The sequence below is a fragment of the Micromonospora sp. NPDC005171 genome, assembly GCF_040608575.1.
Taxonomy (GTDB): domain Bacteria; phylum Actinomycetota; class Actinomycetes; order Mycobacteriales; family Micromonosporaceae; genus Micromonospora.
This window is the reverse complement of sequence record NZ_JBEXIM010000001.1, coordinates 1-24022: the sequence shown is the minus strand read 5'-3', so window position 1 is coordinate 24022 and position 24022 is coordinate 1. Positions and strand designations below refer to the sequence as shown.

The window sequence follows — 24022 nt, the reverse complement described above, 5'->3', positions numbered from 1 at the left end:
GAGGCGCCGGGTCGGCGGGCCGGCCACAGCCATTTCTTGACGCCCCGTTCGCGCGGCTGCCGGCCGGGGACGCCGACAGGGCGAGTATCGTGCGGAACGGACCAAGATCGGCGTACGAGGAGGCACGGTGCTGACGACGACTGTGGACATCCCGACCAGCGACGGAGTGGCGGACGCGTCCCTCACCCGACCGGACGGTGACGGCCCGTTCCCGGCGGTGCTGCTCTTCATGGACGCGTTCGGGCCGCGCCCGCGCCTGGTCGAGATGGCCGAGCGCATCGCCGCCCGGGGTTACCTGGTGCTGACGCCCCACCTCTTCTACCGGGCCGGCCGGGCGCCGTTGTTCGACCTGTCCCGACTCGGCGATGCGGACCAGCGCGGCGCGATCTTCGAGAAGATCACGCCGCTGGTCGGCGCGTTGACCCCCGAGGTGATCAGCCGGGACAGCGCCGCGTACCTCGACTTCCTGGCTGGCCGGGACGACGTCCGACCGGGCCCGGTCGCCATCACCGGTTACTGCATGGGCGGCACGAACGCGCTGCGGGCCATCGAGGCGCACCCGGACCGCATCGCCGCGGTGGCGAGCTTCCACGGCGGGCGGATCGTCACCGAGGCGCCGGACAGCCCGCACCTGGGGGTCGGCTCGATCACCGGCGAGCTGTACTTCGGGCACGCCGACGCCGACCAGTCGATGACGCCCGAGCAGATCGCCACGCTGGAGAAGGCGCTCGACGCCGCCGGGGTGCGCTACCGCTCCGAGGTGTACGCGGGCGCCCACCACGGCTACACCATGGCCGACACCCCGGCGTACGACGAGCAGGCCACCGAGCGCCACTGGGCCGCCCTGTTCGACCTGCTGGACCGCACCCTGCCGACGAGCTGACCACTGACGTGCCGCACGGCACGCTCACGGGCGCAGCAGCACCGGGCCGGCGTCGATGCGGGTGCGGAACAGGGCGTACGGCTTGCGCCGCAGGTCCTTGCCGCGCTGGTACTGCGGCTGCCGGTGCAGTTGGTTCGCTGTGACGTAGAGGTACCCGTCGGTGGCCACCGACATGGTGTCCGGCCAGAGCAGTCGCGGGTCGTGCACCAGCGTCTCGTACTCGCCGTCCGGCAGTCGACGCAGCACCGCGTTGTGCTCGTACGAGGTGATGTAGAGCCGCCCCGCGTCGTCGCTCTCCAACCCGTCCGAGGCGGTGCCCCGGTCGCCCTCGTCGACAACTGTCGCGGCGACCGCCTCCTGGGTGACGCCCGGGTCGACCAGCGCTTCGGTGGAGACGCTGTACAGGCGCCGGGACGCCAACGGGCAGTAGAAGAGCCGGGTGCCGTCGGCGGAGATGGCGATGCCGTCGGAGCCCATGCTCACCGGCTTCGGCGGCCCGTCGGCCGGTCGTTCCAGGAACGGTCGGCCCTCGACCACCGGACGGAACGACGTCAGCGGCTCCGCCTTGGTGGACGGGTGGTCGTGCAGCCGCCGCCAGGAGGCCCCGCTGGCCAGGTCCACCACGATGATCCCGTTCGCCCCGGCGAACGCGGAGTCGGTGATGTAGGCGACCCCCGACTCGCCCCGCCGCAGGTCGAAGCGGACGTCGTTGAGGTACGTCGTCGGCAGCGCCACGTCCGCCGGGAAGGTGATCACCTGGGCGACCGTGTCGGTGTCCAGGTCGACCCGGACCAGCTTCGGGCCGCCCGGCTTGGTGGGTTGCAACATCGGGCTGCCGGTGTCCAGCACCCAGAGCCGGTCGGCCGGGTCCACCACGATGCTCTGCACCGAGACGAACGCGCCCGCGTCGTCGTCGCCGGACGGGTCGTTCCACGCCTGGTCGGGGTAGGGCGTCTCCTGGCCGTCACGCAGCTCGACGACGGTGGCCGGCACCTCGTCGCCCCACTTCGGGAAGTTGACGAAGATCCGGCCCCGGTGCGAGACGCTCACCCCGGTCGGCATCGGGCCGGTGAAGGTGTGCACCAGCTCCAGTTCCCCCATCGGCTCGTCGCCGACCGGCCCGTTCATGCCACCCACCCTGTGCTGCTCATCGGCTCGCTCCCCACCTGGTCGGCTGTTACCGCGCTGCGCGGCGGTTGTTCCCGCCGTGGCGTCCGGTATGCCTCCGGTCAGCCGATCGGTGCGGCGGCCCGCGCGGCGGGCAGGCCGGGCACCGGGACGTCCACCGCGAGCAGCGCGCCGTCCTGCGGGCCCGCATTGTCCAGCCCCACCCGGGCGGTGCCGATGAAGAGTCGGCGCAGGTCGGGGCCGCCGAGGCAGATGCCGGCCGGCTGCTTGGCCGGCAGTCGGATCTCCCGGTCGAGGGTGCCGTCGGGCCGGTAGCGGCGTACCGCGGAGCCGCCCCACAGCGCGATCCAGAGGTGGTCGGCGGCGTCGAGCGTCATGCCGTCCGGGCCGCCGTCGGCGGGCGACAGCCGCACGAACGGCTCCCGCCCGTGCAGGGCCCCGGTGGCGGGGTCGACGGTGAACCGGTCGATCTCGCCGCGTGGCGTGTCGGCCAGGTACATGGTGGTGCCGGTCGCGTCGAACGCCGGCCCGTTCGGGATGGTCAGCCCGGTCACCGCGGGGACCGGCTCGGCGCCCGGGGTGAGGCGGAAGAGCGTGCCCCCGCCGGGCTTCATCGCGTACGTCATGCTGCCGGCCCAGAAGCGGCCGTGCGGGTCGGCGACCGCGTCGTTCATCCGGGTCGGCTCGGGCGCGTCGGCGACCAGCTCGGCGACCGGTCGGGGCTCGTCCCCTTCGGGCAGCACTGTGACGCCGGTCCCGGCGGCGGCCAGCCATTCGCCCGGTCGGTCGACCACCGGGGCGACAGCGCCGAGCGGCATGTCGAGGCGGCGCAGCTCCCGCAGCGGGGTCGGGGCGTCGCCGTCGGTCTCCAACAGTCGCCCGGCCAGCAGGTCGACCAGGACCAGCCGGTTGTCGACCCAGCGCAGGCCCTCACCCAACTCCAGCCGGTCGGTGCTCCAGACGGTCGGCTCGGTCAGCTCCATGATGCTCCTCCAAAGAGATCGTCAGCGGACGGTACCGCCGGGGCCGTGGTCGAGCAGCGCCAGCTCGGCCCGGTCGGGCAGGCCCTCCCAGTCGCCCCGGGTGGCGACCGCGAACGCGCCGGTGGTGACGGCGCGGTCCAGGCGGGTCGGCGCGTCGAGGCCGTCGAGCCAGCCGGAGAGCAGCCCGGCGACGAAGGCGTCGCCAGCGCCGACGGTGTCCACCACCGGCACCGTCCGGGCTGGACGGTGGATGGCACCGGTCGCGCTGTGGCTGGTCGCCCCGTCGCCGCCGTGCTTGACCACGACCTCGGTGACGCCGGCTGAGAGTAGCGCCGCGGCCGGGTCGGTCGCATCGGTCAGCACTGCCAACTCGTCGTCGGAGGCGATCACCAGGTCGATGGAGGGCAGCAGCGGGCGCAGCGCGGCGGCGGCCTCGGAGATCGACCAGAGCCGGTTGCGGTGGTTGACGTCCAGGCAGATCGTGCTGCCGGCCGCGCGGGCGCGCCGCACGGCCTCCACCACCGCCTGGTACGGCTCGACGCCGAGCGCGCAGGTGATCCCGGTGACGTGCAGCAGCCGCGGTGGTGGCCCGGGAGCGTCGAAGGCCCGTGTCACGTCGGCGGGGCCCAGCCGGGAGCCGGCCGACCCGGCGCGGTGGTAGGTGACCCGGTTGATGTCGGCGACCCGGTTCTCGAAGAGGATCAGCCCGGTCGGGGCGGTCGCGTCGACCCGGGACCAGGTCAGGTCGACACTCTCGGCGCGCAGCGTACGGCGGACCAGCTCACCAGGCTCGTCGGCGCCTGTGACACCGACCCAACTGGCCCAGTGGCCGAGCCGGGCCAGGCCGATCGCCACGTTCGACTCGGAGCCGGCGACGGAGATCCCGGCGGTGCCGCCCAGTCGCAGTGGGCCGGTGGTGCGGAACGCCGCCATCGTCTCGCCGAGCGTGAGCAGGTCGGTCATTGCCGGACCGCCGCGAGGAAGGCGGCGGCGCGCTCCCGCAGCGCCGCCTGGTCGCCGCCACGGACGGCGTCGCCGAGCAGCGGGGAACCGACGCCGACAGCGACCGCTCCCCGTTCCAGGTAGCGTCGCGCGCCGTCCGCGTCGACCCCACCGACCGGCACGAACGCGGTACCGGGGAACGGGTCGCGCAGGGCACCGAGGTAGTCGGGCCCGCCGAACGAGGCAGGGAAGAGCTTGATCGCGGCGGCCCCGCCGTCGGTTGCCCGCACCACCTCGGTGGGGGTGAGGGCACCGGCGAGCACTGGCAGCCCGAGCCGGCCGCCCTCGGCGAGGCTCGCCGCGATCGCCGGGGTGACCAGGAAACCAGCGCCCGCGTCGGCCGCCGCGCGGGCATCCTCGGCGCTGAGCACGGTGCCGGCGCCCAGGGCGTAGCCGGGTCCGAGGGCGGCCCGGGCGCGTCGGATGACGCCGAGCGCGTCGGCGCTGGTCAGCGAGACCTCGACCAGGGCGACGCCGCTCTCGGCCAGGGTGAGCACGGCGGTCAGCGCGGCGGCCGGGTCCGGGCCGCGCACGATGGCCAACAGTCGATGGGTACGCAGCTCGTCGAGCAGATTCATCACGGTGTCCTCAGGGGATGCGGTGGGCGGAGATGGTGAGTCGCCAGGTGACCTCGCCGGTGGGCGGGACGACCGCCGCGTCGTCGGGGCCGGCGTCGGCCAGGTCGAAGGCCGCGCCGAGCATCGGCTCGACACCGAGGCTGCGGTACGGGGCGATGGCCGGCCAGCCGCCCAGGTTGCGCCAGAGCGCGGTGCTGCGGGGCTGGTCGTCGCACTCCAACTCCAGGGTCAGCCGGTCGGGACCGTCGACCACCTGGACGCGGGGGCAGTCGAGCAGCACCGCGCCGACCGCCGTGCCGTCGTCCGCGCCGAGGGTGTCCAGGGTCAGGCCGGCCGGGGACGGCCACGGCCCGGTGAGCCACGGGTCGCCGGCCGGCCAGGTGCCCGGTGGCAGCAGAGCGGCGGCTTCCGGGTGCAGGCGGGTCGGCGTGCCGGCGGGCGCGTCGAGGCGGGCGTCGGGGGAGAGGCCGAGCAGGGCGTGCGCGGCCCAGACGAATCGGTACCCGGGGTCCGCGGCCAGCCGGTAGTCGGCCACCACCACACCGTCGGAGTCGCTGATCCGGCGGGTCAGGACGAACGTGGGCCGCTGGATGACGACGGTGCCGGGGCCGACGGTTCGCCACGGACGCGACCACACCTCGCCGTGATCGGGAAGGCCGCGCACTGTGGGCAGGCACTCCTCCAGCCCACCCGCGTCGACGAACGCGTCGTCGGGGCGTACCTCGTGCCGGCCGGGCTCCGGGCCACGCCACAACCACTCCCGGCCACCGCCGCGCAGACTGGTCCACCGGCCGCCGTGCGCGGCGTCGTACGCCACACGCAGCGGCACCGGCTCCGGGCCGGTCACCATTCGGCGAACGACCCGTCGGCGTGCTGCCAGACCGGGTTGCGCCACGCGTGCGGGGTCTGGGCGGCCTTGCGGACCGCCGCCTCGTCGACGGTGATGCCCAACCCGGGCCGGTCGAAGCGGACGATGTGCCCGTCCACGAACCGGAACGGCTCCGGGTCGACCAGGTAGTCCAGCAGCTCCGAGCCGGCGTTGTAGTGGATGCCGATGCTCTGCTCCTGAATCAGGAAGTTCGGCGTCGCGAAGGCCACCTGGAGGCTGGCCGCCAGGGAGATCGGGCCGAGCGGGCAGTGCGGGGCGAGCAGCGCGCCGTACGTCTCGGCCAGCGCGGCGATCCGGCGGACCTCGGAGATCCCACCGGCGTGCGACAGGTCCGGTTGGACCACGGCGACCCCGGCCTGCAACGGGCCGAGGAACTCGGACCGACCGTAGAGCCGCTCGCCGGTGGCCACCGGGATCGGCGTGCTGGCGACGATGTCGCGCAGGTGGTGGGCCTGATCGGGCAGCACCGGCTCCTCCACGAAGAACGGGCGCAGGGCGGCCAACTCGGGCAGGATCCGGCGCACGGCGGCCATGCCGGCGCGACCGTGGAAGTCCACAGCGATGTCCCGGTCGGGGCCGAGCACCTCGCGGGCGGCGGCCACCCGGCCGATGACCGCGTCCACCTCGGCCGAGGTGGGGATCGGCGAGAGCCGCCCGCTGGCGTTCATCTTGACGCCGGTGAGACCGGCGGCGACCTGCGCGGCGGCGGCGTCGGCCACCTCGCCGGGTTCGTCCCCGCCGATCCACGAGTAGATCCGTACCTTGTCGCGCACCGGCCCGCCGAGCAGCGCGTGCACAGGTGCGCCATACGCCTGCCCGGCGATGTCCCAGAGCGCCTGGTCGAGGCCGGCGACCGCGCTGGAGAGGATCGGGCCGCCCCGGTAGAAGCCGCCCTTGGTGAGCACCTGCCAGTGCTGCTCGATGCGCAGCGGGTCCGCACCGATCAGATGTTCGGAGAGCACCTCGACCGCGCTGCGCACCACCTCGGCGCGGCCCTCGACCACCGGCTCACCCCACCCGACCAGCCCGTCGTCGGTCTCCACCCGGCAGAACAACCACCGTGGCGCGACCAGGAAGGTCTCGATCCGCTCGATCTTCACTGACTGCCCCTTCGTCCCCGTACCTTCTCGACGTCGCGGACGGCCTTGTCCAGCAACTGACGCATCGCGGTCTCGGCCGCCGTCTCGTCCCGATCGCGCAGCGCGTCGACCACCGCGCGGTGGCTGGGCACCGGGTCGTCGTGCGGGGTGCCGCCGTGCACCAGCCGGTCCCGTTCGGCGAGCCCGGTCTCCATCACCACCTCCATCCGCTCCAGCAGCTCGTTGTGGGTGGCGGTGAGCAGCGCGCGGTGGAAGGCGAGGTCGGCGGCGATGGCGGCACCGGGATCACCGTTGGCCTGGGCCATCTCGGCAAGTGCCCGGTCGAGGGCGGTCAGGTCGTCCTCGGTGGCCCGGGTGGCGGCCAGCCGTGCGGCGGCCGGCTCGATGATGGCCCGCACCTCGTGCAGCTGGTCGAGCAACCGCTGGTCGGTGCCCTCGGCGAACTGCCAGCGGATCACGTCACCGTCGAGCAGGTTCCAGTCCGCACGGGGTCGGACGAAGGTGCCGCGCTTCTGTCGGGCGTCGACGATGCCCTTGGCGGAGAGGACCTTCAGCGCCTCGCGGAGCGCCGTGAGGCTGACGTCGAACTCCTCCTGCAACGCGACGATGTTCAGGGTCGCGCCGGCGGCGATCTCGCCGGTGAGGATACGGCGGGCGATCGCTTCGACGGTCTGCCCGTGGACGCCGCGGCGTGCGTACTGTGCCAATGCTCCTGGCCTTTTCGCTGGTCGGTGTCGATCTCTCAGGCCGAGGCTTTCACCGCTGTCCAGCCGCCGTCCACCACGAGGCTCGCGCCGGTGATGTAGGCGGCGTCCGACGAGGCGAGGAAGGCGACAGTGGCTGCCACCTCGTCCGGTGTGCCGAATCGCTTCGCGACGGTCTCCGCGACGCTGCGCTGTCGGTCCTCTTCGGACACGTCGGCCCAGGCGGCGGTGAGGATCGGCCCGGGCAGCACGGTGTTGACCCGGACCTGCGGGCCGTACTCCACGGCGAGTTGCCGGCCGAGCGCGACCAGGCCACCCTTGGCCGCGGCGTACGCGGGCCGGCCGGGCAACCCGACCAGCGCGTGCACCGAGGAGATCAGCACCACCGCGCCCGAGCGTGCCCGCAGGTCGTCCAGGCAGGCGCGGACGCCGAGGAACGAGCCGGTGAGGCTGACGCCGAGCTGGTCGTCCCAGGACTGCCGGCTGGTCTCGTGGGCCGGAGCGACCCGCACGGCGTACGCGGTGCTGACCAGGATGTCGATCGGGCCGAGGCTCGCTCGTGCGGCCGACACCGCAGCCGTCCAGTCGCTCTCCTCGCTGACACTGCCCATTACGGACAGTGCTCGGTAGCCGACGGCGGTCAGCTCGTCGGCCAGCGGCGTCGGATCGTGGACGTCGAGCAGCGCTACAGCTGCACCCTCGGCGGCGAGCCGTCGGGCGGTGGCCGCGCCGATCCCACCCATCGCGCCGGTGACCAGCGCGTTCTTGCCCTCAAGCCGGCGCATAGGCTGATCCACCTGACCCTCGCCTTGGTCTCGTCTAATCATTAATTACGAAGATATCTTGACAGCCGGCGAGGGTCGATGCAACCTTCTGGTCACAGCATTCACATGGACGACACATCGCGCGGTGACGCTACGTGTCGTAAAGGAAGGGATAACCTCCGTGAGCGACTTCGACCCCGGTCGCCGGCGATTCCTTGGCCACCTTGGGCTTGCCGGCCTGGGCGCGCTCGGCGCCAGCTCGTTCCTCAGCGCGTGCGCCAGCTCCGCCAGCGGCCCGACGACGAGCAACGGCTCGGGCGCGGTCACCATCCAGTCCAACCTCTCCTCGCCGCAGGCCAAGGCGGCGATGGAGAAGCTGATCGAGACCTTCAACGCGCAGGGCAAGGGCACGGCGAGCCTCAACACGATCGCCTCGGAGACCTTCCGGACCCAGCTGCCGACCTACCTGACCTCGGCCAACCCGCCGGACCTCTACACCTGGTACGCGGGCTCGGTCGCCAACGACTACGCCAGCAAGAACCTGCTGCTGGACGTCTCCGAGGTGTGGAAGTCACTGGACGACTACCCCCAGTCGCTGCGGACCCTCTCCACCGACGCCAGCGGCAAGCAGATCTTCGTGCCGATGAACAACTACTGGTGGGGCTTCTTCTACCGCAAGTCCAACTTCGCCAAGTGGGGCGTGCAGGAGCCGAAGACCTGGACCGAGTTCCTGGCGCTCTGCGAGACGCTGAAGAGCAAGGGCATCCCGCCGATCGGCATCGGCCTCGGCGACACCCCGTGGGTGGCCTCGGCCTGGTTCGACTACCTGAACATCCGGATCAACGGCGCGCCGTTCCACCGCGAGCTGCTCGCCGGCAAGCAGCGCTTCGACGACCCGAAGGTCAAGGCGGTCTTCACCCGCTGGCGCGAGGCCCTGCCCTACTTCGACCCCAAGGGCAAGGCGTACCCGTTCCAGGAAGCGACCACCGCGCTGCTGGCCGGCAAGACCGGCATGTTCCTGATCGGCACGTTCTTCGCCGACGCGGCACCCAAGGACGCGCTCGGTGACCTGGACTTCTTCCGCTTCCCGATTATCGACCCGGCGGTGCCGCTGGCCGAGGAGGCGCCGACCGACGGCTTCTTCGCCAGCGCCAAGACCGCCAACCCGACCGGCACCAAGGCCCTGCTCAGCTACCTGGCCGGGGTCGAGGCGCAGGAGGCGTACGTCAAGGCCAGCTCCGGCATCGTGCTGCCGGCCAACCCCAAGGCCAAGGCGTCCGACTCGCCGCTGGTGGCCAAGGGCAAGGCGATGCTCGACGAGGCCAAGGAGCTGACCCAGTTCTTCAACCGCGACTCCAGCGACGCGCTCCAGCCGACCGCTGACACCGCGCTGACCAAGTTCATCGACAAGCCGGACCAGATCGACGCGATCCTGCGGGAGTGGCAGGCCGGCGCCGAGAAGGTCTTCAAGGGCTGACGTGACAGCAACGATCTCCACGACTTCGGTCACCCCCACCCGGCGGCGGCGACGGTCGGCTCGACTGTCGCCGCTGCTGGTGGCGTTCGTCCTCGTACCGTTCGTGGTCGAGAGCGTCTGGGTCTTCTGGCCGGCGATCCAGGGTTTCTGGTTCTCCCTGACCCGCTGGGACGGAATGACACCGCCGACCTTCGTCGGCACCGACAACTACGTCGAGCTGGCCGGCGACGCCACCTTCCGGGGTGCGCTGCTCAACACGGTGATCTGGCTGGTGCTCTTCGGCGGCCTCTCCGTGCTGGGCGGCTTCGGGATGGCGCTCGTCCTGCAGAAGGAGCGGCGCGGAGTCGGCTTCTACCGGGCCGCGCTGTTCACCCCTGTGGTGTTCTCACTTGTGGTGACCGCGCTGGTCTGGCGGGTCTTCTACCAGCCCGACGGCATCGCCGACACGCTGCTGCGGGCGGTCGGCCTGGAGCAGCTGATCCGGCCCTGGCTCGCCGACCCGCAGACCGCCCTGTACGCGGTGATCCTGCCCGCGCTGTGGCGGCAGATCGGGTACGTGATGGTGTTGTTCCTGGCCGGGCTGAAGGCAATCGACCCGGCGCTGCACGAGGCGGCCCGGATGGACGGCGCGAACTCCTGGCAGCGGCTGCGGCACGTCACCATCCCCCAGCTCAAGGGGGTCAACGCGGTGGTGCTGTCGGTCATCGTCATCGACTCGCTGCGCTCGTTCGACATCGTCTGGTCGCTGACCAAGGGTGGGCCGTACCACTCGTCGGAGCTGCTCAGCACCTACATGTACTCGACCGCGTTCCAGAGCCTGCGGCTGGGCTACGCCTCGGCGATCGCTGTCGTGATCTTCGTGCTCGCGCTGGCCGTCATCCTCGGCTACCTGGTCCGCGCGTTCCGGGAGGAAGCGTCATGAACAAGCTCCGTACCGGGGCCTTCCACACCGGCATGATCCTGCTCTCGCTGCTCTGGCTGGGTCCGGTGCTGTGGGTGGTGGTGATGTCCACCCGGTCGTTCGACGACATCGCCGCGCACGGGGTGGGCAGCCTGCCCCGGTCGTTCACACTGGACACCTACCGGCAGGCGTGGACCGACGGCGGCGAGCTGCGTGCGCTGATCAACAGCATGCTGGTCACCGTCCCGTCGGTGCTGCTGAGCCTGGCGTTGGCGGCGATGGCCGCGTTCGCGCTGAGTCGCTTCCGGATCCCCGGGCGGCGGACGATCCTGCTGCTGATGCTCGCCGGCAACCTGCTTCCACCGCAGATCCTGCTCATCCCGGTGGCCAAGTTCAGCGAGCTGACCGGCCTGTACGACACGCTCTGGGCGTTGATCGCGGTGCAGGTCGGCTTCGGGCTCGGCTTCTACACGTTCGTCCTGCACGGCTTCATGCGGGACCTGCCGGGCGAGATCCAGGAAGCGGCCACCATCGACGGCGCCGGCACGGCGCAGATCTTCACCCGGGTGATGCTGCCGCTGACCCGACCCGCGTTGGCCGCGCTCGGGGCGCTCTCCTTCACCTGGATCTTCAACGACCTGCTCTGGGCGATCACCGTGCTGCGTACCGATGACAACATGCCGGTCACCCCGGCGCTGCTCGCCCTCCAGGGCCAGTTCGTCTCGTCCTGGAACGTCATCGCCGCCGGCACCGTCATCGCGGCCGTCCCCACCGTCGCGGTGTTCCTCCGCTTCCAACGGCACTTCGTCTCCGGCCTTGCGCTCGGAGCGGTCAAGTGACCGCCGGCACCGGGCAGCGCTGGACGCTGCGCGGCACGCACACCGAGTACACCGTGACGGTGCCCCCGCACGGCCGCTGGCTGGAACTTGTCGCGTGGGGGCCGCACGGCGTCTCCGACGGGCCCTCGCCGGTCGCCTACGACGGCCCGGTCCCGTTCCTCACCAGCGGGGACGCCGCACCCATCGAGTACGCCACCGACGCCGACCGCCCCTTCACCGGCGCCGACCTGGTGATCGAGACCTCGAACGGGCAGCGCCGGGTGGGCTTCGTGCACACCGACGCGCGGGTCGACGCCGACCAGCGGGAGCTGGCCGTCGAGTTCGCCGACCCGGTCACCGGGCTGCGCGCCACAGTGCACTACCGGGTGCCGGTCGGCACCGACGTGGTGCAGCGGTGGGTCGAGCTGGCCAACGACGGCACCGACGCGCTGCGGGTGGTCCGGGCCGGATCGGGCGGGTTCTGCGTACCGACGCCGCACGGCACGCTGCTCAGTCACCAGTGGGGGCAGTGGGAGCAGGAGTTCCAGCTCTCCCACGTCGAGCTGGGTCACGGCACGTTCAGCATCGGCAGCTCCCAGGGCGTACCCGGGCATCTGCACGTGCCCTGGCTGGCCGTGCGGGACGCCGCCGAGCCGGCCGGCTCGGCCTGGGGGATGGCACTGGCCTGGACCGGCTCGTGGGAGATCAGCGCCGAGCGGGACACCGGGGGCCTGACCCGGGTCCGGGTCGGCCGTCAGCTGGTCGACGGCCCGCTGGAGTTGGCACCGGGCGAACGGCTGACCCTGCCGGTGGCCACCGGGGCGTACAGCCCGGACGGTCTGGACGGGCTGGCCCGGGTGTGGCACACCCACCAGCGGTTGCTGGCCGCCGACCGGCTCACCCCGCGTCCGGTGCTCTACAACTCCTGGGAGGCGACCTACTTCGCCGTCGAGGCGCAGAGTCAGCTCGCGCTCGCCCGGATCGCCGCCGAGCTGGGCGTGGAGACGTTCGTCGTGGACGACGGCTGGTTCGTGGGCCGCAACGACGACACCGCCGGGCTGGGCGACTGGACGCCCGACCCGGCGAAGTTCCCGGCCGGGTTCGACGCGTTCATCGCCGACGTCCGCGCGCTCGGGCTGAACTTCGGGCTCTGGGTCGAGCCGGAGTGCGTCAACCCGAAGTCCTCCCTGTACGCCGAGCACCCGGACTGGGTCTACGCCGTCGACGGTCGGCCGCTCACCCCGGTGCGCAACCAGTACCTGCTCGACCTGGGTCGGCCGGAGGTCGCCGAGTTCGTGCACTCCACAGTCGACGGTCTGCTGCGCCGGTACGACATCGACTACCTGAAGTGGGACTTCAACCGGCCGCGTACCGAGCCGGGCCGACCCGGTGGGGTGGGCCCGCTCGACCTGGACGGCGCGCACGTGACCAACCTGCACCGGATCTACGAGCGACTGCGCCACGATCACCCCGGCGTGCTGATCGAGGCGTGTGCCGGCGGCGGCGCGCGGACCGACCTGGCGATGGCCGCCCGCGCCGACGTGTTCTGGCCCAGCGACAACACCGGCCCACTGGACCGGCTGGCCATCCAGTACGGCTTCCTGCACGCCAACGCCCCGCACCTGCTCAGCTCCTGGGTCACCGACGCGCCCGGCCTGTTCGACAACCGGCCCCGAACGCTGGCGTTCCGGTTCGTGCTCGCGATGGCCGGTGTGCTCGGCATCGGCGCGGACATCCGGGCCTGGACCCCCGCCGAGCGGGCCGAGGCCACCGGTTGGATCGCCCGCTACAAGGAGATCCGGGACGTCGTCACGACCGGCGAGGTGCACCTGGTCGGTGGCCCCGACCAGGCCCGCTGCGCGGTGCAGTACACCGCGCCGGACGACAGCCGAGTGGTCGTCCTGGCCTGGCACACCGGCCGACTCGACGGCGCCGGGCTGGTCCCGTCCCGCCCGGTCCGGCTCCCCCTGCGCGGCCTCGACCCGGCGGCCCGTTACTCGCACGGCGACCGGCGCTACTCCGGCAGCCACCTCACCACCGTCGGCCTGCCCGTGCAGTGGAGCGCGACCCACGACGCCGACCTCATCGTGCTGACCCGCGACTGAGCTCGGAGCACCACCACCCCCACCCCCGAGGGACAGGAGTACCTCCATGCGCCTGAACCGACCGCTGACCGCGGCCCTGGCCGTGCTCGGCCTGGTCCTGGCCAGCCCGCTGCCGGCCATGGCCGGCCCACCCCATTCCGACCCACCGCCTGCCGGCCACGGGCCCGGCCGCCCCGGTCACGCCCCGGCGGCCACCGGCGCCGAGGACCAGGGCGCGCCGACCTTCTTCAACAGTGGCCTCGCCCCGACGCCCTACCAGGGCTGGAACACCTACTTCGGCCTCGGTGGCGATCCCACCGAGGCCGAAGTACGGTCGGTCACCGACCACATGGTCAACAGTGGCCTACGCGACGCCGGCTACACCTACGTCTGGATCGACGGCAACTGGGCCGCGCCCACCCCGCGTAACGAGGCCGGCAATCTCGTCGCCGACCCGGCGCGCTTCCCCGGCGGAATGGCGGCGTTGGCCGCGTACATCCACAGCAAGGGGATGAAGGCCGGCATCTACACCGACGCCGGACCGTACATTCCGGGGCAGTGCGGGCTCGGCAGCAACGGCCACTACCAGGCGGACATCGCCCAGTTCGCCGGCTGGGGCTTCGACGCGCTCAAGGCCGACTGGCTCTGCGGCCGTGCCGCTGGCCTCGACCCGGAGACCACCTTCCGGCAGTTGGCCGAGGCGGTACGCCAGTCACCCCGACCGATGCTGCTCAACATCTGCAACCCGGTCAGCTCGGACTGGGGCGGCGGGCCGTACACCCCCGAGCAGCTTTCCACCTGGAGCTACACGTACGCGCCCACCATCGCCGACTCCTGGCGGACCTACACCGACGTGGGGCTCACCGACCCGACCCCGCAGTGGGCGTACCCGTGGGTGCTGCGCAACATGGACGTCAACGCGTACCACCCGGCGGCCACCGGGCCCGGGCACTACAACGACCCGGACTACCTGCTGCCGATGCGTCCGCTGCCCAACGGCGGGTACGAGTTGAGCCTGGAGGAGTCCAAGACGCAGCTCGGCATGTGGGCCATCATGGCCGCGCCGTTGGTGATCGGCTCGGACCCGCGCGGCCTGCCGCAGGAGATGATCTCGGCGCTGACCAACCCGGAGATCATCGCGGTGGACCAGGACCCGCTGGTCCGGCAGGGCGTCAAGGTCGCCGACACCGGCACCGACGCGCAGGTCTGGAGCAAGGTGCTCACCGGCTCCGGCAAGCGGGCCGTCGCGCTGCTCAACCGGCACGACACCGCCCAGCAGATCACTGTGAACTTCGCCGACGTCGCCCTCGGCGGATCGGTTCAGGTCCGTGACCTGTGGTCCCGCTCCACCGTGGACGCCCAGCCGGGCACTCCTGGCGCACAGCCGTTCACCGGCTCGTACACTGTCGAGGTGCCGGCGCACGGGGTGGCCATGCTCGGGCTGACCGGCACCGACCAGGTCGCCGGCGCCGACCTCGGTGGCACCGCCAGCGCCAGCCCGGCGCTGGTCCGGGTGGACGACACCCACGCCACCGCCTTCGTCCGCGACGCGCAGGGCGCCCTGGCGGTCAACACCCGCTCCGGTACGACCTGGGGAAGTCGGTGGACCTCCCTCGGCGGCCCGGTCGGCGGCCGGATCCTCGGCCAGCCGGCAGCGTACGGCTCCGCCGACGGGCGGCTCGACGTCTTCGTCCGCGGCACCGACAACGCCGCCTGGCAGCGCAGTTACGTCGCCGGTAAGTGGGGTCCGTGGCGCAGCCTCGGCGGCACGCTGACCGACGCGCCCACTGTGGCCTGGACCAGCCCGACCCAGTGGACGCTCGTCGCCCGCGGCGCCGACGGCAAGCTCTGGTCGCGTACGCCGAGCGGCGCCTGGACCGGCGTCGGGGCGCCCGACGACCGGCCGTTCTACGGTCGGCCGAGCGCTGTCGTCGACGACGCCGGCGTGTTGCACGTCGCGGTCCGCAGCCGCACCGACGAGGTGTGGTGGAGCAGCCGGACCGGCACCACCTGGTCGGCCTGGACCAACCTGGGCGGCACCACCAGCGGCAGCCCTACCCTGCTCGCCACCTCCGGCCGGGTCTACCTGTTCGCGCTGGCCGCCGACAACCGGCTCTGGCAGCGCAACCTGGCCGACGGCGCCTGGGGCGGCTGGTTCCGACGCGGTGAGTTCGCCACCGACGCGTTCCGGGGTGCGCCCGGCGCCGCCGCCGGTGCCAACGGCAGCGCCTGGCTGGCGGTACGCGGCGTGGACGACCGGGTGCACCAGGTCGTTCTCTGATCCGCCGGTGGCGGGCCGCCGGCCAGGTTGCGCCGGCGGCCCGCCACCTCGGTTTCCCCTGCCCCGCCAAGGTTTCCCCTGCCCCGCCACCTCGGTTTCCCCTGCCCCACCGCCGGGAGGGCTGGCGGGCCCGCGACCGGAAGGGTCGAGGTCAGCGCGCCTGGGGCGTTGACTGAGCCAGCGACGGAGGTCGATGATGTGAGGCGGTCGTCCTCTGTCCACCTCGGGCGGGTGGGGCCACCGGAGACGGAGCCCGTCCGATGCCACGCACCCGCCGTTTGACCGCGATGACCCTGGCCCTCGTGCTGCCGATGCTCGTGCTCGTTGGCGCCGCTCCGGCGGCCGCCGCCACCCCCACCCTCCAGATCAGCTCGGTGACCCTGGTGGCCAAGGGCGCCGGTGTGCGCCTGGACTACGTGGTGACCTGTGACGAGGGCGCCTACGGCGAGGTGCGTGCCAGGATCACCCAGGCGGTCGGGAACCGCATCGCCTACGCGTCCGAACCGCAGTACCCTTCCTGGACCTGTACCGGTCAGACACAGCCGTTGTCGGCGTTCTTCCCGGCCGATGTCGCAGGGGTTCCGTTCCGCACCGGCGAGGCGTTGCTGCTGGCGTCGATCTCCGCCTGTCCGGGGGCAAACTGCGAATTCGCGCAGACCGAACAGGTGGTGCGGATCGTCCGCTGACACCGGGCGGGCCGCTGTTGCGCGGCACCGGCGCGGCGACCGAGCCGGTAATGCCACAGACCTCTGGAGACGGACCGGGCGGCCCTCCACCCGCGCCGTCCGTTCGGCCGGTTCAGGCCGGGACGAGGTCGCGGCATCGGCGCAGGGCGGCCCGGGCGAGGGGCGTGTCACGGCCGGCGATCCCGACTTCCAGTTCGGCGACGGCCGTCGCGGCCCGCGCCGGTTCACCCTGCGCGGCTGCGGCCTCGGCCAGCACCAGCACCGCGTCGGCGGCCCACGCCAGGATGCCCTTTCCGCGTACCACCGACAGCGCCTCCGCCGCGTGCCGGACCGCCTCGTCCGGTCGCCCGGCCACCGTCAGTCGGGCCAGCGCCGAGAGTGCCTGCACCAGCGGCCAGATCGCGCCAACCCGCCGGGCGTCGGCGACCACCTCGCGCAGCGCCCGCTCGGCCGACTCCACCTCGTCGCGGCCTCTGTTGCTGTCGCCAAGCTCGGCGCATCCGTCGGTGCGGCTGATGGGGCTGTCGTGTTCCCCGGCGCTGCCAGCTCGTTCGGCGGTGGCGGTGAGCGCCAGCACGGTGGCCAGTTCGGCCCGCGCGTCCAGCAGGGTGACCGGCATCCGCTCGGCGCTGGCGACCAGCCGACGGAGCCGTTCGGCGAGACCGTCCAGCCGGCCGGCGGCCCGGTCCAATGACAGTTCGGTCGCCTCCACCAGGGACGTCAGCCGCTCGTACCCGGTCTCGTCGACAAGCGCCCGACCGGCCGCCAGCAGCGCTTCGGCCTGCTCCGGGTGACCGGCGTGCAGCGCGCCCTGCGCCCAGTTCAGGCAGGCCCGCGCGTGCTCGCGGGGCCGGTCGGCCAACTCGGCGGACGCGCGCAGCTCCTTGATGATCGCCCAGGCCGCGGAGTCGCCCAGCTCCAGCAGGAGCGAGGCTCGGGCGATGCGGACCGCGAGGTGCGCCGCCGGATCCCCGCTGGCCGCCGCGGCGCTCTCCGCCTCCGCGCACCGGGCCAGGTGGTCGTCGACGTGCCGGCCGACGACGGTGTCGGGGGCCGCCAGCACGGCGAGCGCCGGGGCCTTGCGGCGCGGCGCTCGCAGGTACGACACGGCACGCTCGATCTCGGTGTACCCGCGCAGCGCCTCGCCCTGCTGACGCAGCATCCGACCGAGCACCAGACCCAGCTCACCTCGGGCACCCGGCGGCAGCCGTCGGTCGGCGAGGAGCCGTTCCAGCACCGGGATCGCCTCGGCCTGGCTGAGCCCGTCGATGGCCGACCGGCCCAGCTTGGCGGCGAGCCGAACCCGTACCGGTCGGGGCAGCTCGGCGATGTCCATCGTCTGGAGCAGGAAGCTGGCCGCGGTCGCGTCGTCGCCGCGCTCGGTGGCCAGGTCGGCGGCCGCCTCGGCGTTGCGGACGAAGTCGGCCCCGCTGCCGGCCCGACGGTAGTGGTGCGCCAGTTGGGCCACCGGCCTCGGCAACTCCTGCTCCAACACCCGTGCCACCCGCAGGTGCAGCCACTCCCGGCTCTCCCGGGGTACCAGGTCGTACACCACCTGTCGGGCCAGGTCGTGACGGAACCGCAGGCCGTCGCCGGAGTCGTGCAGCAGGCCCGCCCGGTGCGCCGCGGTCAACGCCGCGCCGATCGCGACCCGGTCCAGGCTGAGCACCGAGGCGAGGATGCGCTGATCGGGCGTCATCCCCAGTACGGCTGCCGCGCCGAGCACCTCCCGGGTGGCCTCGTCGAGCGGGCGCAACCGCCAGAGCAGCACGTCACGGAGGACGAACGGGACACTGTCGTCGGCCAACGGGTCGCCGCCCCGCTCGGCGAGCGTCCGCAGCACCTCCTCGACCACGAACGGGATGCCGGCGGTGCGGTCGAGCAGGGTGGCGGTCAGCTGCTGCGGTGGATCATCGAGGCGCAGGGTGCGGGCCGCCAGCCGGCGTACGTCATCGGCGTCCAGCGGGCTGAGCGGGATGCGCGTGACGCTCCACGGAGGGGTCCGCGCCAGGGCGTCGTGGATGGGCGTACTGCTCCCCGGTGTCGCCGTACGAGCTGTCATCACCACGGCCAGCCCCTCCACCGGGTGGGTGCTCAGGTAGCCGAGGAGTTCGCAGGTCGCCGGGTCCGCCCAGTGGAGATCCTCCAGCAGCAGTGTGGCGGGGCTCAGCGCGGCGAGCACCGCCGCGACGGCGCGGAGCAGGCGATGTCGCTCGGCCGCCGGGTCGGCCAACGGGGGCGGCGCGTCCGGCAGTACGTCGGCCAGTTCGGGCACCAGTGGCGCGAGGGCGCCGGCCACCGGGCTGAGCGGACCGAGTTGGTCGGCGCCACAGCGGATCGCGTCCAGCAGCACGCCGAGCGGGAAGGGCTCGGGCACGTCGTCGCACTCGCCGACGAGGTGCCGCCCGGGGAGTTCGGCGAGCAGTTCGGCGACGAGCCGACTCTTGCCGATCCCCGGCTCGCCCTCCAGCAGGATCAGGCAGGGCGGGGTTGCGACGAGCCGGCGCAACTGGGCCAACTCCGCCGCTCGGCCGACGAACTCGACGGGCCCGCGCAGACGTTCGGGGCGGACGGGAGTTGGGCCCCCGCCGCCCCGCGTCTTGTCCTCGCCGCCGTCGATCACCGTGGGCCGAGCAGATCACCTCCGCGGTTCCTGCCGGCCAGCCGGCGGACCGGCGGTGACCTGGGTCACACGCCGATCCGCCGGGTCGGGGGAGCGGGTCAGGACTGGACGGTGACCGGCACGGTCTTCAGCGAGCCGTCACCGTTGCGGAACTCCAGCACCCCGAGGTAGCGCTGGCCCGGGGCGAGACCGGACCAGCGCAGGGTCAGGTTCGCCGTCGTGCCCGGCTGCACGCTGCGCTGCTTCGGGTCGATGGTGAACCGGCCGGTGGAGGTGCCCGGCGCGCCCGGCAGGTAACTGGTCACCGTGTACGTGTTCGCGCCGTCCTTGATGTTCTCGGTGAACTCCTGCTCGACGACCACGATGTAGTCCCCGGCGCCCTCGGGCAGGGTCACCTTGGCGCCGTCCCGGCCGCTGGCCGTTGCGGTGACGAACTTCCCGGACTTGTCATAGACGTTGAGGCTGAACTCGGTGCACTCCATCACCCCCTCCTCGTCGTCCCAGTCGATGTGGGAGCAGGTGGGCCGCTCTGACGTCACCTGGACGAGTGGGCTGCGGGTCCCGGCCGGCACGTGCAGGGTGGTCCTGCTGATCGACGCGGGCAGCGGCACCGGCAGGTTGTTCGACGTGCTCCAGTCCCAGCTCGGTCCGTCGCCCTTCAGGGTGACCACGTTGCTGGTGCCCGAGGTCAGCCCGGAGAGCTGGGAGATCAGCTGACCCTGGTAGCCGACCTCGGCGGCGATCCGGACGCTGCCGAAGGTGCCCTTGCCGGTGATCGCGTCGGGGGCCACCAACCCGGAGTTGTGCACGACCAGTGGGCTGCGTACCGCGTGCTTGTGCTCGTCGCGCCAGGTCAACGCACCGTCGGCCCAGGTGTCGAACGCGCCACCGGTGTTGGTGACCTCAACGGTGAAGCGGGCGCTCCTGCCCGGGCGGATCTGCATCTTCTTCGGGGTGACAGTGACCTGGTAACCCGGCGGGGCCTGCACCGACGAGGAGTAGGTGCTGGTCTTGTCGCTGACGTTGGTGACCGTACGGGTCACGGTCTGCTTGCCCACCATCCGGCCCAGCGAGATGGACGGGTAGTTGAGCTGCGCCGTGTCGATCGCGCCGATCGTGTCGCAGCCGTCCAGGTCGCCGAGCCCGTAGTCGCCGCCACGGTCGGCGGACACCCCGCACAGGTACTGGATCCAGTCCTGCTGGTCGGAGTCGTAGACCAGGCCCGGGTCGAAGGCGCTGCCCGGCTCGACCTGGCCGGCGCCGTAGTTGAGCGGAGTCGCGTCGTACGTGCCGATCTTGATGGGGTTGCCCTTGTCGGTCTTGTCCACCGCGCTGGTCATCAGCGCCGAGCGGACCGCCGCCGGCGACCAGCCGGGGTGCTTGGCCAGCAGCAGGGCGGCGATTCCGGCGATGTGCGGCGCGGCCATCGAGGTGCCCGACTCCAGGGCGAAGTCGTTGCCGCCGATGGACGGGGAGAACGCGGCGACGATGTCCTGGCCGGGCGCGCTGATGTCCGGCTTGAGCAGCTCACCGGCGTTCAGGTTCGACGGGCCTGCAGAGGAGAACGCGGCGACCGCGGGCGCCTCGACCGTCTCCAGCTTGCTCGGCGAGATGGTCGCCGTGGCGTTGCCCTTGGCGACGTACGCGGTGACCGTGGCCAGGTCGACCTCGTTGATGTGCACGGTCGGCACGGTCTGCACGTCGGCGTTCAGGGAGTTCAGCTCCTCGTTGTACAGCACCATGCCGACCCCGCCGGCCCGTGCCACCTCGATGCTCTTGTCGGTACGCGGGATCTCGCCGCGCAGGCAGAGCACGATCGCGCCCTTGACCTTGGCCGGGTCCAACGTGTCGTCGGCGCAGAGACCGGCACCGTACGCGCCGTCCGGGTCGATTGCGCTGTCCTTCGCGAAGACCAGTCGGGCCGGCCCGACACCGGTTTCACCCATGCCCACACCGGCGATCGTGGTGCCGTTTCCGAGGGTGAGCTTCCGGGTGTGCTGCCGGTCGGTAGTGCTCGCGGCCACAGTGGTCAGCCAGGGCGTCGAGTTGTCGACGGTGTTGGCGAACGGGCCGGAGTTTCCGGCGGCGGCGGCGACGAACACCCCGGCGGCGGCCGCGTTGAAGAACGTCGCGTCGACCGCCCCGAACTGCTCGGTGTCGTCCCCGATCGAGTAGTTGATCACGTCGACGCCGTCCGCGACCGCGTCGTCGATGGCGTGCACGATGTCGATGTCGGTGCCGGTCGCTCCGCCCGCACCGTTGTCGTACAGCGCCTTGTAGATCGCCAACCGCGCGGCCGGCGCCATGCCGGAGATCATGCCCAGGTCCTGGGTGCCCGACGTCGCCTGAACGCCGTGGATGCCGGCGGCGGTGCTGGCGGTGTGGGTGCCGTGGCCGTTACGGTCGCGCGGCGAGGAGTAGTCGTCCGGGAACGCCTCGGCGATGCCGCTGTCGTTGTACCAGCGCGCCCCGATCACCTTGTTGTTGCAGCTGACCGGCGCTTCGACGCCGACGTCGCAGGTGCCCCTCCACTTGGCGTCGATGATGGCCTGGTCGGGGCGGGGACTGGGCAGCGGCGCGAAGCTCGCGCTCTCCGGCCAGTAGCCGCTGTCGATGACCCCGATGATCACGCCCTCACCCGCGTGGGAGTCACCACCGAACTCCTTCTTCCACACCCCACCCTTGCCGGTCAGGCCCAGGTAGTCGGGGGTGTGTGAGGTGGTGGCGTGCACCTTCTGGCTCTCGTACACCGCTCGGACACCGTTGGTGGCGCGCAGCCGGGCGGCCTGCGGGCCGGTCAGGTCGGCGGCGAAGCCGTTGAACGCGGTCTCCATGGTGACGCGGGTGCGCTCGGCCGGCACACCGACGTGGTCCAGCACCGACTTGCGCTGCTGGCGCAGGTGATCCCGGTACGCGTTGGCGTTCCCCGACGTGCGGTTCAGCTTGGCCCCGTCGGCCGGCTTGGTCGCCGCGATCCCGGGAACTCCGCCGCTGTAGGTGGCAAGCGGCTCCTCGGCGAGCTGGACGAGGTAGCGGGCGGTCGGTCCACTGCTGGCCGGCGCGGCGCTGGCGCTGGCGGGCAGGCTGGTCAGGCCGGCCGCGGTCAGCGCCACGGCGGCCAGCATGCTGACCCCGTACCTGGCCCGTCCGGTCCGATCTGCGTTCGGTTGTGGCACGTTGTTGCCTCCACGTTCGGTGCCGGCCGCCACGACTGATGACGGTGGCCGAAACCTAGGATCGGTACCGATCTTCGAGAAGCACCCGTAACCTGGCTGTCATCTTGGAAACAAGCTCGTAACACAACGGGTACTTTACGCGTCATTTCAGGACGTCGACATGGGGGATCCATGCCAATTGGTCGGATTCCCGTGCCGCCGGTCGAGTCGGCCTTCGTGGTCTTCGACGCCCAGGGCTCCGGATGCCTGTCCTACGGGGTCGAGGAGGCGGGCCGCCGCTGGCTGGTCAAGACCGCCACCACCGTCGAGGGCCGAGCATCCCTCGACCGGGCCTGCGCGGTGCACGCGGCAGTCCGCCATCCGGCGATCGTCCGTCCCAGGTGGACGCTCCACGGCGCGGCTGGTCCAACCCTCGTCTACCCCTGGTACGACGGCAGCGTCCTGAACCAGGCCACTGTCCACGGCGCGGACCGCGGCGCGCTGAGCCGATTCCAGCGCCTGCCGGTCCCGCAGGTCGAGGTGGCGCTCGACGCGATCCTCGACGCCCACCTGGCTGTCAGCGCCGCCGGCCTGGTCGCGGTCGACCTCTACGACGGCTGCTTCCTGTACGACTTCGCCGCCAGCCGGATGCGACTGATTGATCTCGACGAGTACCGGCGCGGTCCGTTCGTGCCTGCGGCGGATCGGCTGCCAGGTTCACGCCGCTACATGGCACCGGAGGAGTTCGCCCGCGGTGCCGTCATCGACGAGCGGACCACCGTGCACAATCTCGGCCGCACCCTGCACCACCTACTCGACTCACCGGCGAGCCGGCGGGGTTCTCCGGACGACCGGCGGAACTCACCACAGGCTTGGCGGGGAAACGACGACCAGCGTCGGGTCGTGGAACGAGCGACGAGGCAGCCGCCGGCCGCCCGGTACGCCGACGTGCCAGCGCTGGTCCGCGCCTGGCGGCTGGCGACACCCTGAACCGGGCAGTGGCGCGTCCTCGCAGACGTGGGCCAGGCGGGCAGTTTTCGTCGGAGTTATGCGGGCGTGCGGCTGGCACTATGCCGCGTCGCCGAGCCCCGGGGCGTGCGTGCGTCGTCGAGTACCTGAGGGTCGCGCGTGCCTCGTCGAGCAAGCGGAGCGGCGCCCGTCGTTGAGCAGGCGAAGCGTGCGTCCGCGTCGTCGCGCAGATGACGGAGCGGCGCCTGCGTGTCGCCGGGCGGGCGAAACGCAGTACCAGCCCAGGGCCCAGCCACCGGGGAGGAAGTTCCCCTTGCCCCGAACCACGTGCGGATTGGTTGCCCGGCCGGCCGGTCGGCTGGCTGCTCTTACGTTCGTCGGTGGTAGTGGTTTCGGCGGGGGACCTGTTCGGGATCGAGCCAGGCGGGTGGGATGAATTGCGGGTGGCCGTCGTCGCCGAGTCGGACGGTCCAGTCGCTGTGGTGCAGGTGTCGGTGGTGGTGGCCGCAGAGCAGGACGGCGTTTGTCAGGTTGGTGGTGCCGCCGTCGGCCCAGTGGTGGATGTGGTGGGCGTGGCACCAGCGCGGTGGTCGGTCGCAGCCTGGGAAGGCGCACCCACGGTCCCGCAGCACCAGGGCGCGTCGGAGGGGCCCGGTGATGAGGCGGCGTTGTCGGCCGACGTCGAGGACTTGGCCGGTGCCGCCGAGGACGGCGGGCAGGATGGTGGCGTCGCAGGCGAGCCGGCGCACGGCCTCGGGCGTGAGGTGCAGGCCAGTGTCGAGGGCACCGCTGCCCAGTTGTCGGGTCAACCCGTCGTAGCTGGTGGTGACGACGATCTGGGCGGAATCGCGGCCGTGCTCGGGCAATTCGCCGGTGCGCAGGGCGAGGCGGCACACGTCGCGGAGGGCGTCGTGCCGGCGTTGACCGGGGGATCGGGAGTCGTCCGGCCCGGACGGGGTGGTCAGTGGGTCGATGGCGGCGCGGAGCAGGCCGGCGG

General features: G+C 72.2%; 19 protein-coding genes. 8 read left to right on the top strand and 11 right to left on the bottom strand.

Going from position 1 to position 24022, the window contains the following annotated elements:
* The first annotated feature begins 127 nt into the window (after positions 1-127).
* Entirely contained in the window at positions 128-883 is a 756-nt protein-coding gene (locus ABZU74_RS00095) for a dienelactone hydrolase family protein (RefSeq protein WP_355416339.1), read from the top strand.
* Between the two features lie 24 nt (positions 884-907).
* Here the strand turns inward: ABZU74_RS00095 and ABZU74_RS00090 are convergent, their stop codons facing one another.
* The 8 genes from ABZU74_RS00090 to ABZU74_RS00055 all read right to left on the bottom strand — a co-directional run bounded on the left by ABZU74_RS00090 (position 908) and on the right by ABZU74_RS00055 (position 8052).
* Complete coding sequence (locus tag ABZU74_RS00090; RefSeq protein WP_355416336.1) at positions 908-2011, bottom strand: L-dopachrome tautomerase-related protein; 1104 nt, start codon at positions 2009-2011, stop codon at positions 908-910.
* A gap of 101 nt (positions 2012-2112) precedes the next feature.
* On the bottom strand, positions 2113-2994 hold the full coding sequence (locus ABZU74_RS00085; RefSeq protein ID WP_355416333.1) for an SMP-30/gluconolactonase/LRE family protein: 882 nt from the start codon (positions 2992-2994) through the stop codon (positions 2113-2115).
* Between the two features lie 21 nt (positions 2995-3015).
* Positions 3016-3957 carry a sugar kinase gene (locus tag ABZU74_RS00080; RefSeq protein ID WP_355416330.1) on the bottom strand — a complete coding sequence of 314 codons (942 nt, stop codon included), beginning with the start codon at positions 3955-3957 and terminating at the stop codon, positions 3016-3018.
* Positions 3954-4574 carry a bifunctional 4-hydroxy-2-oxoglutarate aldolase/2-dehydro-3-deoxy-phosphogluconate aldolase gene (locus ABZU74_RS00075; protein WP_355416327.1) on the bottom strand — a complete coding sequence of 207 codons (621 nt, stop codon included), beginning with the start codon at positions 4572-4574 and terminating at the stop codon, positions 3954-3956. The genes ABZU74_RS00080 and ABZU74_RS00075 overlap by 4 nt, the downstream gene beginning before the upstream one ends.
* Before the next feature lie 10 nt (positions 4575-4584).
* Positions 4585-5424 (bottom strand): hypothetical protein, encoded by an 840-nt coding sequence (locus tag ABZU74_RS00070; protein WP_355416324.1) that lies wholly within the window; start codon positions 5422-5424, stop codon positions 4585-4587.
* On the bottom strand, positions 5418-6563 hold the full coding sequence (gene dgoD / locus ABZU74_RS00065; RefSeq protein WP_355416321.1) for a galactonate dehydratase: 1146 nt from the start codon (positions 6561-6563) through the stop codon (positions 5418-5420). Before dgoD ends, ABZU74_RS00070 begins: the two co-directional genes overlap by 7 nt.
* Positions 6560-7270, bottom strand: a complete 711-nt coding sequence (locus tag ABZU74_RS00060; protein WP_355416318.1) for a FadR/GntR family transcriptional regulator — start codon at positions 7268-7270, stop codon at positions 6560-6562. The genes dgoD and ABZU74_RS00060 overlap by 4 nt, the downstream gene beginning before the upstream one ends.
* A 35-nt stretch (positions 7271-7305) precedes the next feature.
* Complete coding sequence (locus ABZU74_RS00055; RefSeq protein ID WP_355416315.1) at positions 7306-8052, bottom strand: SDR family oxidoreductase; 747 nt, start codon at positions 8050-8052, stop codon at positions 7306-7308.
* Positions 8053-8212: 160 nt separating this feature from the next.
* On the opposite strand from ABZU74_RS00055, the gene ABZU74_RS00050 reads away from it, so the two are divergent.
* The 6 genes from ABZU74_RS00050 to ABZU74_RS00025 all read left to right on the top strand — a co-directional run bounded on the left by ABZU74_RS00050 (position 8213) and on the right by ABZU74_RS00025 (position 16278).
* A complete protein-coding gene (locus tag ABZU74_RS00050) occupies positions 8213-9508 on the top strand; it encodes an extracellular solute-binding protein (protein ID WP_355416312.1) in 1296 nt (431 codons plus the stop codon).
* 1 nt (position 9509) lies between these two features.
* Entirely contained in the window at positions 9510-10430 is a 921-nt protein-coding gene (locus ABZU74_RS00045; protein WP_355416309.1) for a sugar ABC transporter permease, read from the top strand.
* The gene (locus tag ABZU74_RS00040) at positions 10427-11248 is read left to right on the top strand and encodes a carbohydrate ABC transporter permease (RefSeq protein WP_203147024.1); all 822 of its coding nucleotides are present in this window, start codon (positions 10427-10429) and stop codon (positions 11246-11248) included. The genes ABZU74_RS00045 and ABZU74_RS00040 overlap by 4 nt, the downstream gene beginning before the upstream one ends.
* On the top strand, positions 11245-13332 hold the full coding sequence (locus tag ABZU74_RS00035; RefSeq protein ID WP_355416305.1) for an alpha-galactosidase: 2088 nt from the start codon (positions 11245-11247) through the stop codon (positions 13330-13332). Before ABZU74_RS00040 ends, ABZU74_RS00035 begins: the two co-directional genes overlap by 4 nt.
* 46 nt (positions 13333-13378) lie before the next feature.
* Positions 13379-15592: a glycoside hydrolase family 27 protein gene (locus ABZU74_RS00030; protein ID WP_355416302.1), complete on the top strand. Its 2214-nt coding sequence runs from the start codon at positions 13379-13381 to the stop codon at positions 15590-15592.
* 287 nt (positions 15593-15879) lie between these two features.
* On the top strand, positions 15880-16278 hold the full coding sequence (locus ABZU74_RS00025; RefSeq protein ID WP_355416299.1) for a hypothetical protein: 399 nt from the start codon (positions 15880-15882) through the stop codon (positions 16276-16278).
* 112 nt (positions 16279-16390) lie between these two features.
* On the opposite strand, the gene ABZU74_RS00020 is transcribed toward ABZU74_RS00025, so the two are convergent.
* Complete coding sequence (locus ABZU74_RS00020) at positions 16391-18901, bottom strand: AAA family ATPase (protein WP_355416296.1); 2511 nt, start codon at positions 18899-18901, stop codon at positions 16391-16393.
* A 98-nt stretch (positions 18902-18999) separates the two neighbouring features.
* Positions 19000-22077 (bottom strand): S8 family serine peptidase, encoded by a 3078-nt coding sequence (locus tag ABZU74_RS00015; protein ID WP_355416293.1) that lies wholly within the window; start codon positions 22075-22077, stop codon positions 19000-19002.
* Positions 22078-22248: 171 nt separating this feature from the next.
* On the opposite strand from ABZU74_RS00015, the gene ABZU74_RS00010 reads away from it, so the two are divergent.
* Complete coding sequence (locus ABZU74_RS00010; RefSeq protein WP_355416290.1) at positions 22249-23046, top strand: serine/threonine protein kinase; 798 nt, start codon at positions 22249-22251, stop codon at positions 23044-23046.
* A 347-nt stretch (positions 23047-23393) separates the two neighbouring features.
* Here the strand turns inward: ABZU74_RS00010 and ABZU74_RS00005 are convergent.
* Positions 23394-24022 (bottom strand): DUF222 domain-containing protein (locus tag ABZU74_RS00005; protein WP_355416287.1); only part of this gene is annotated, 629 nt, incomplete at its 5' end.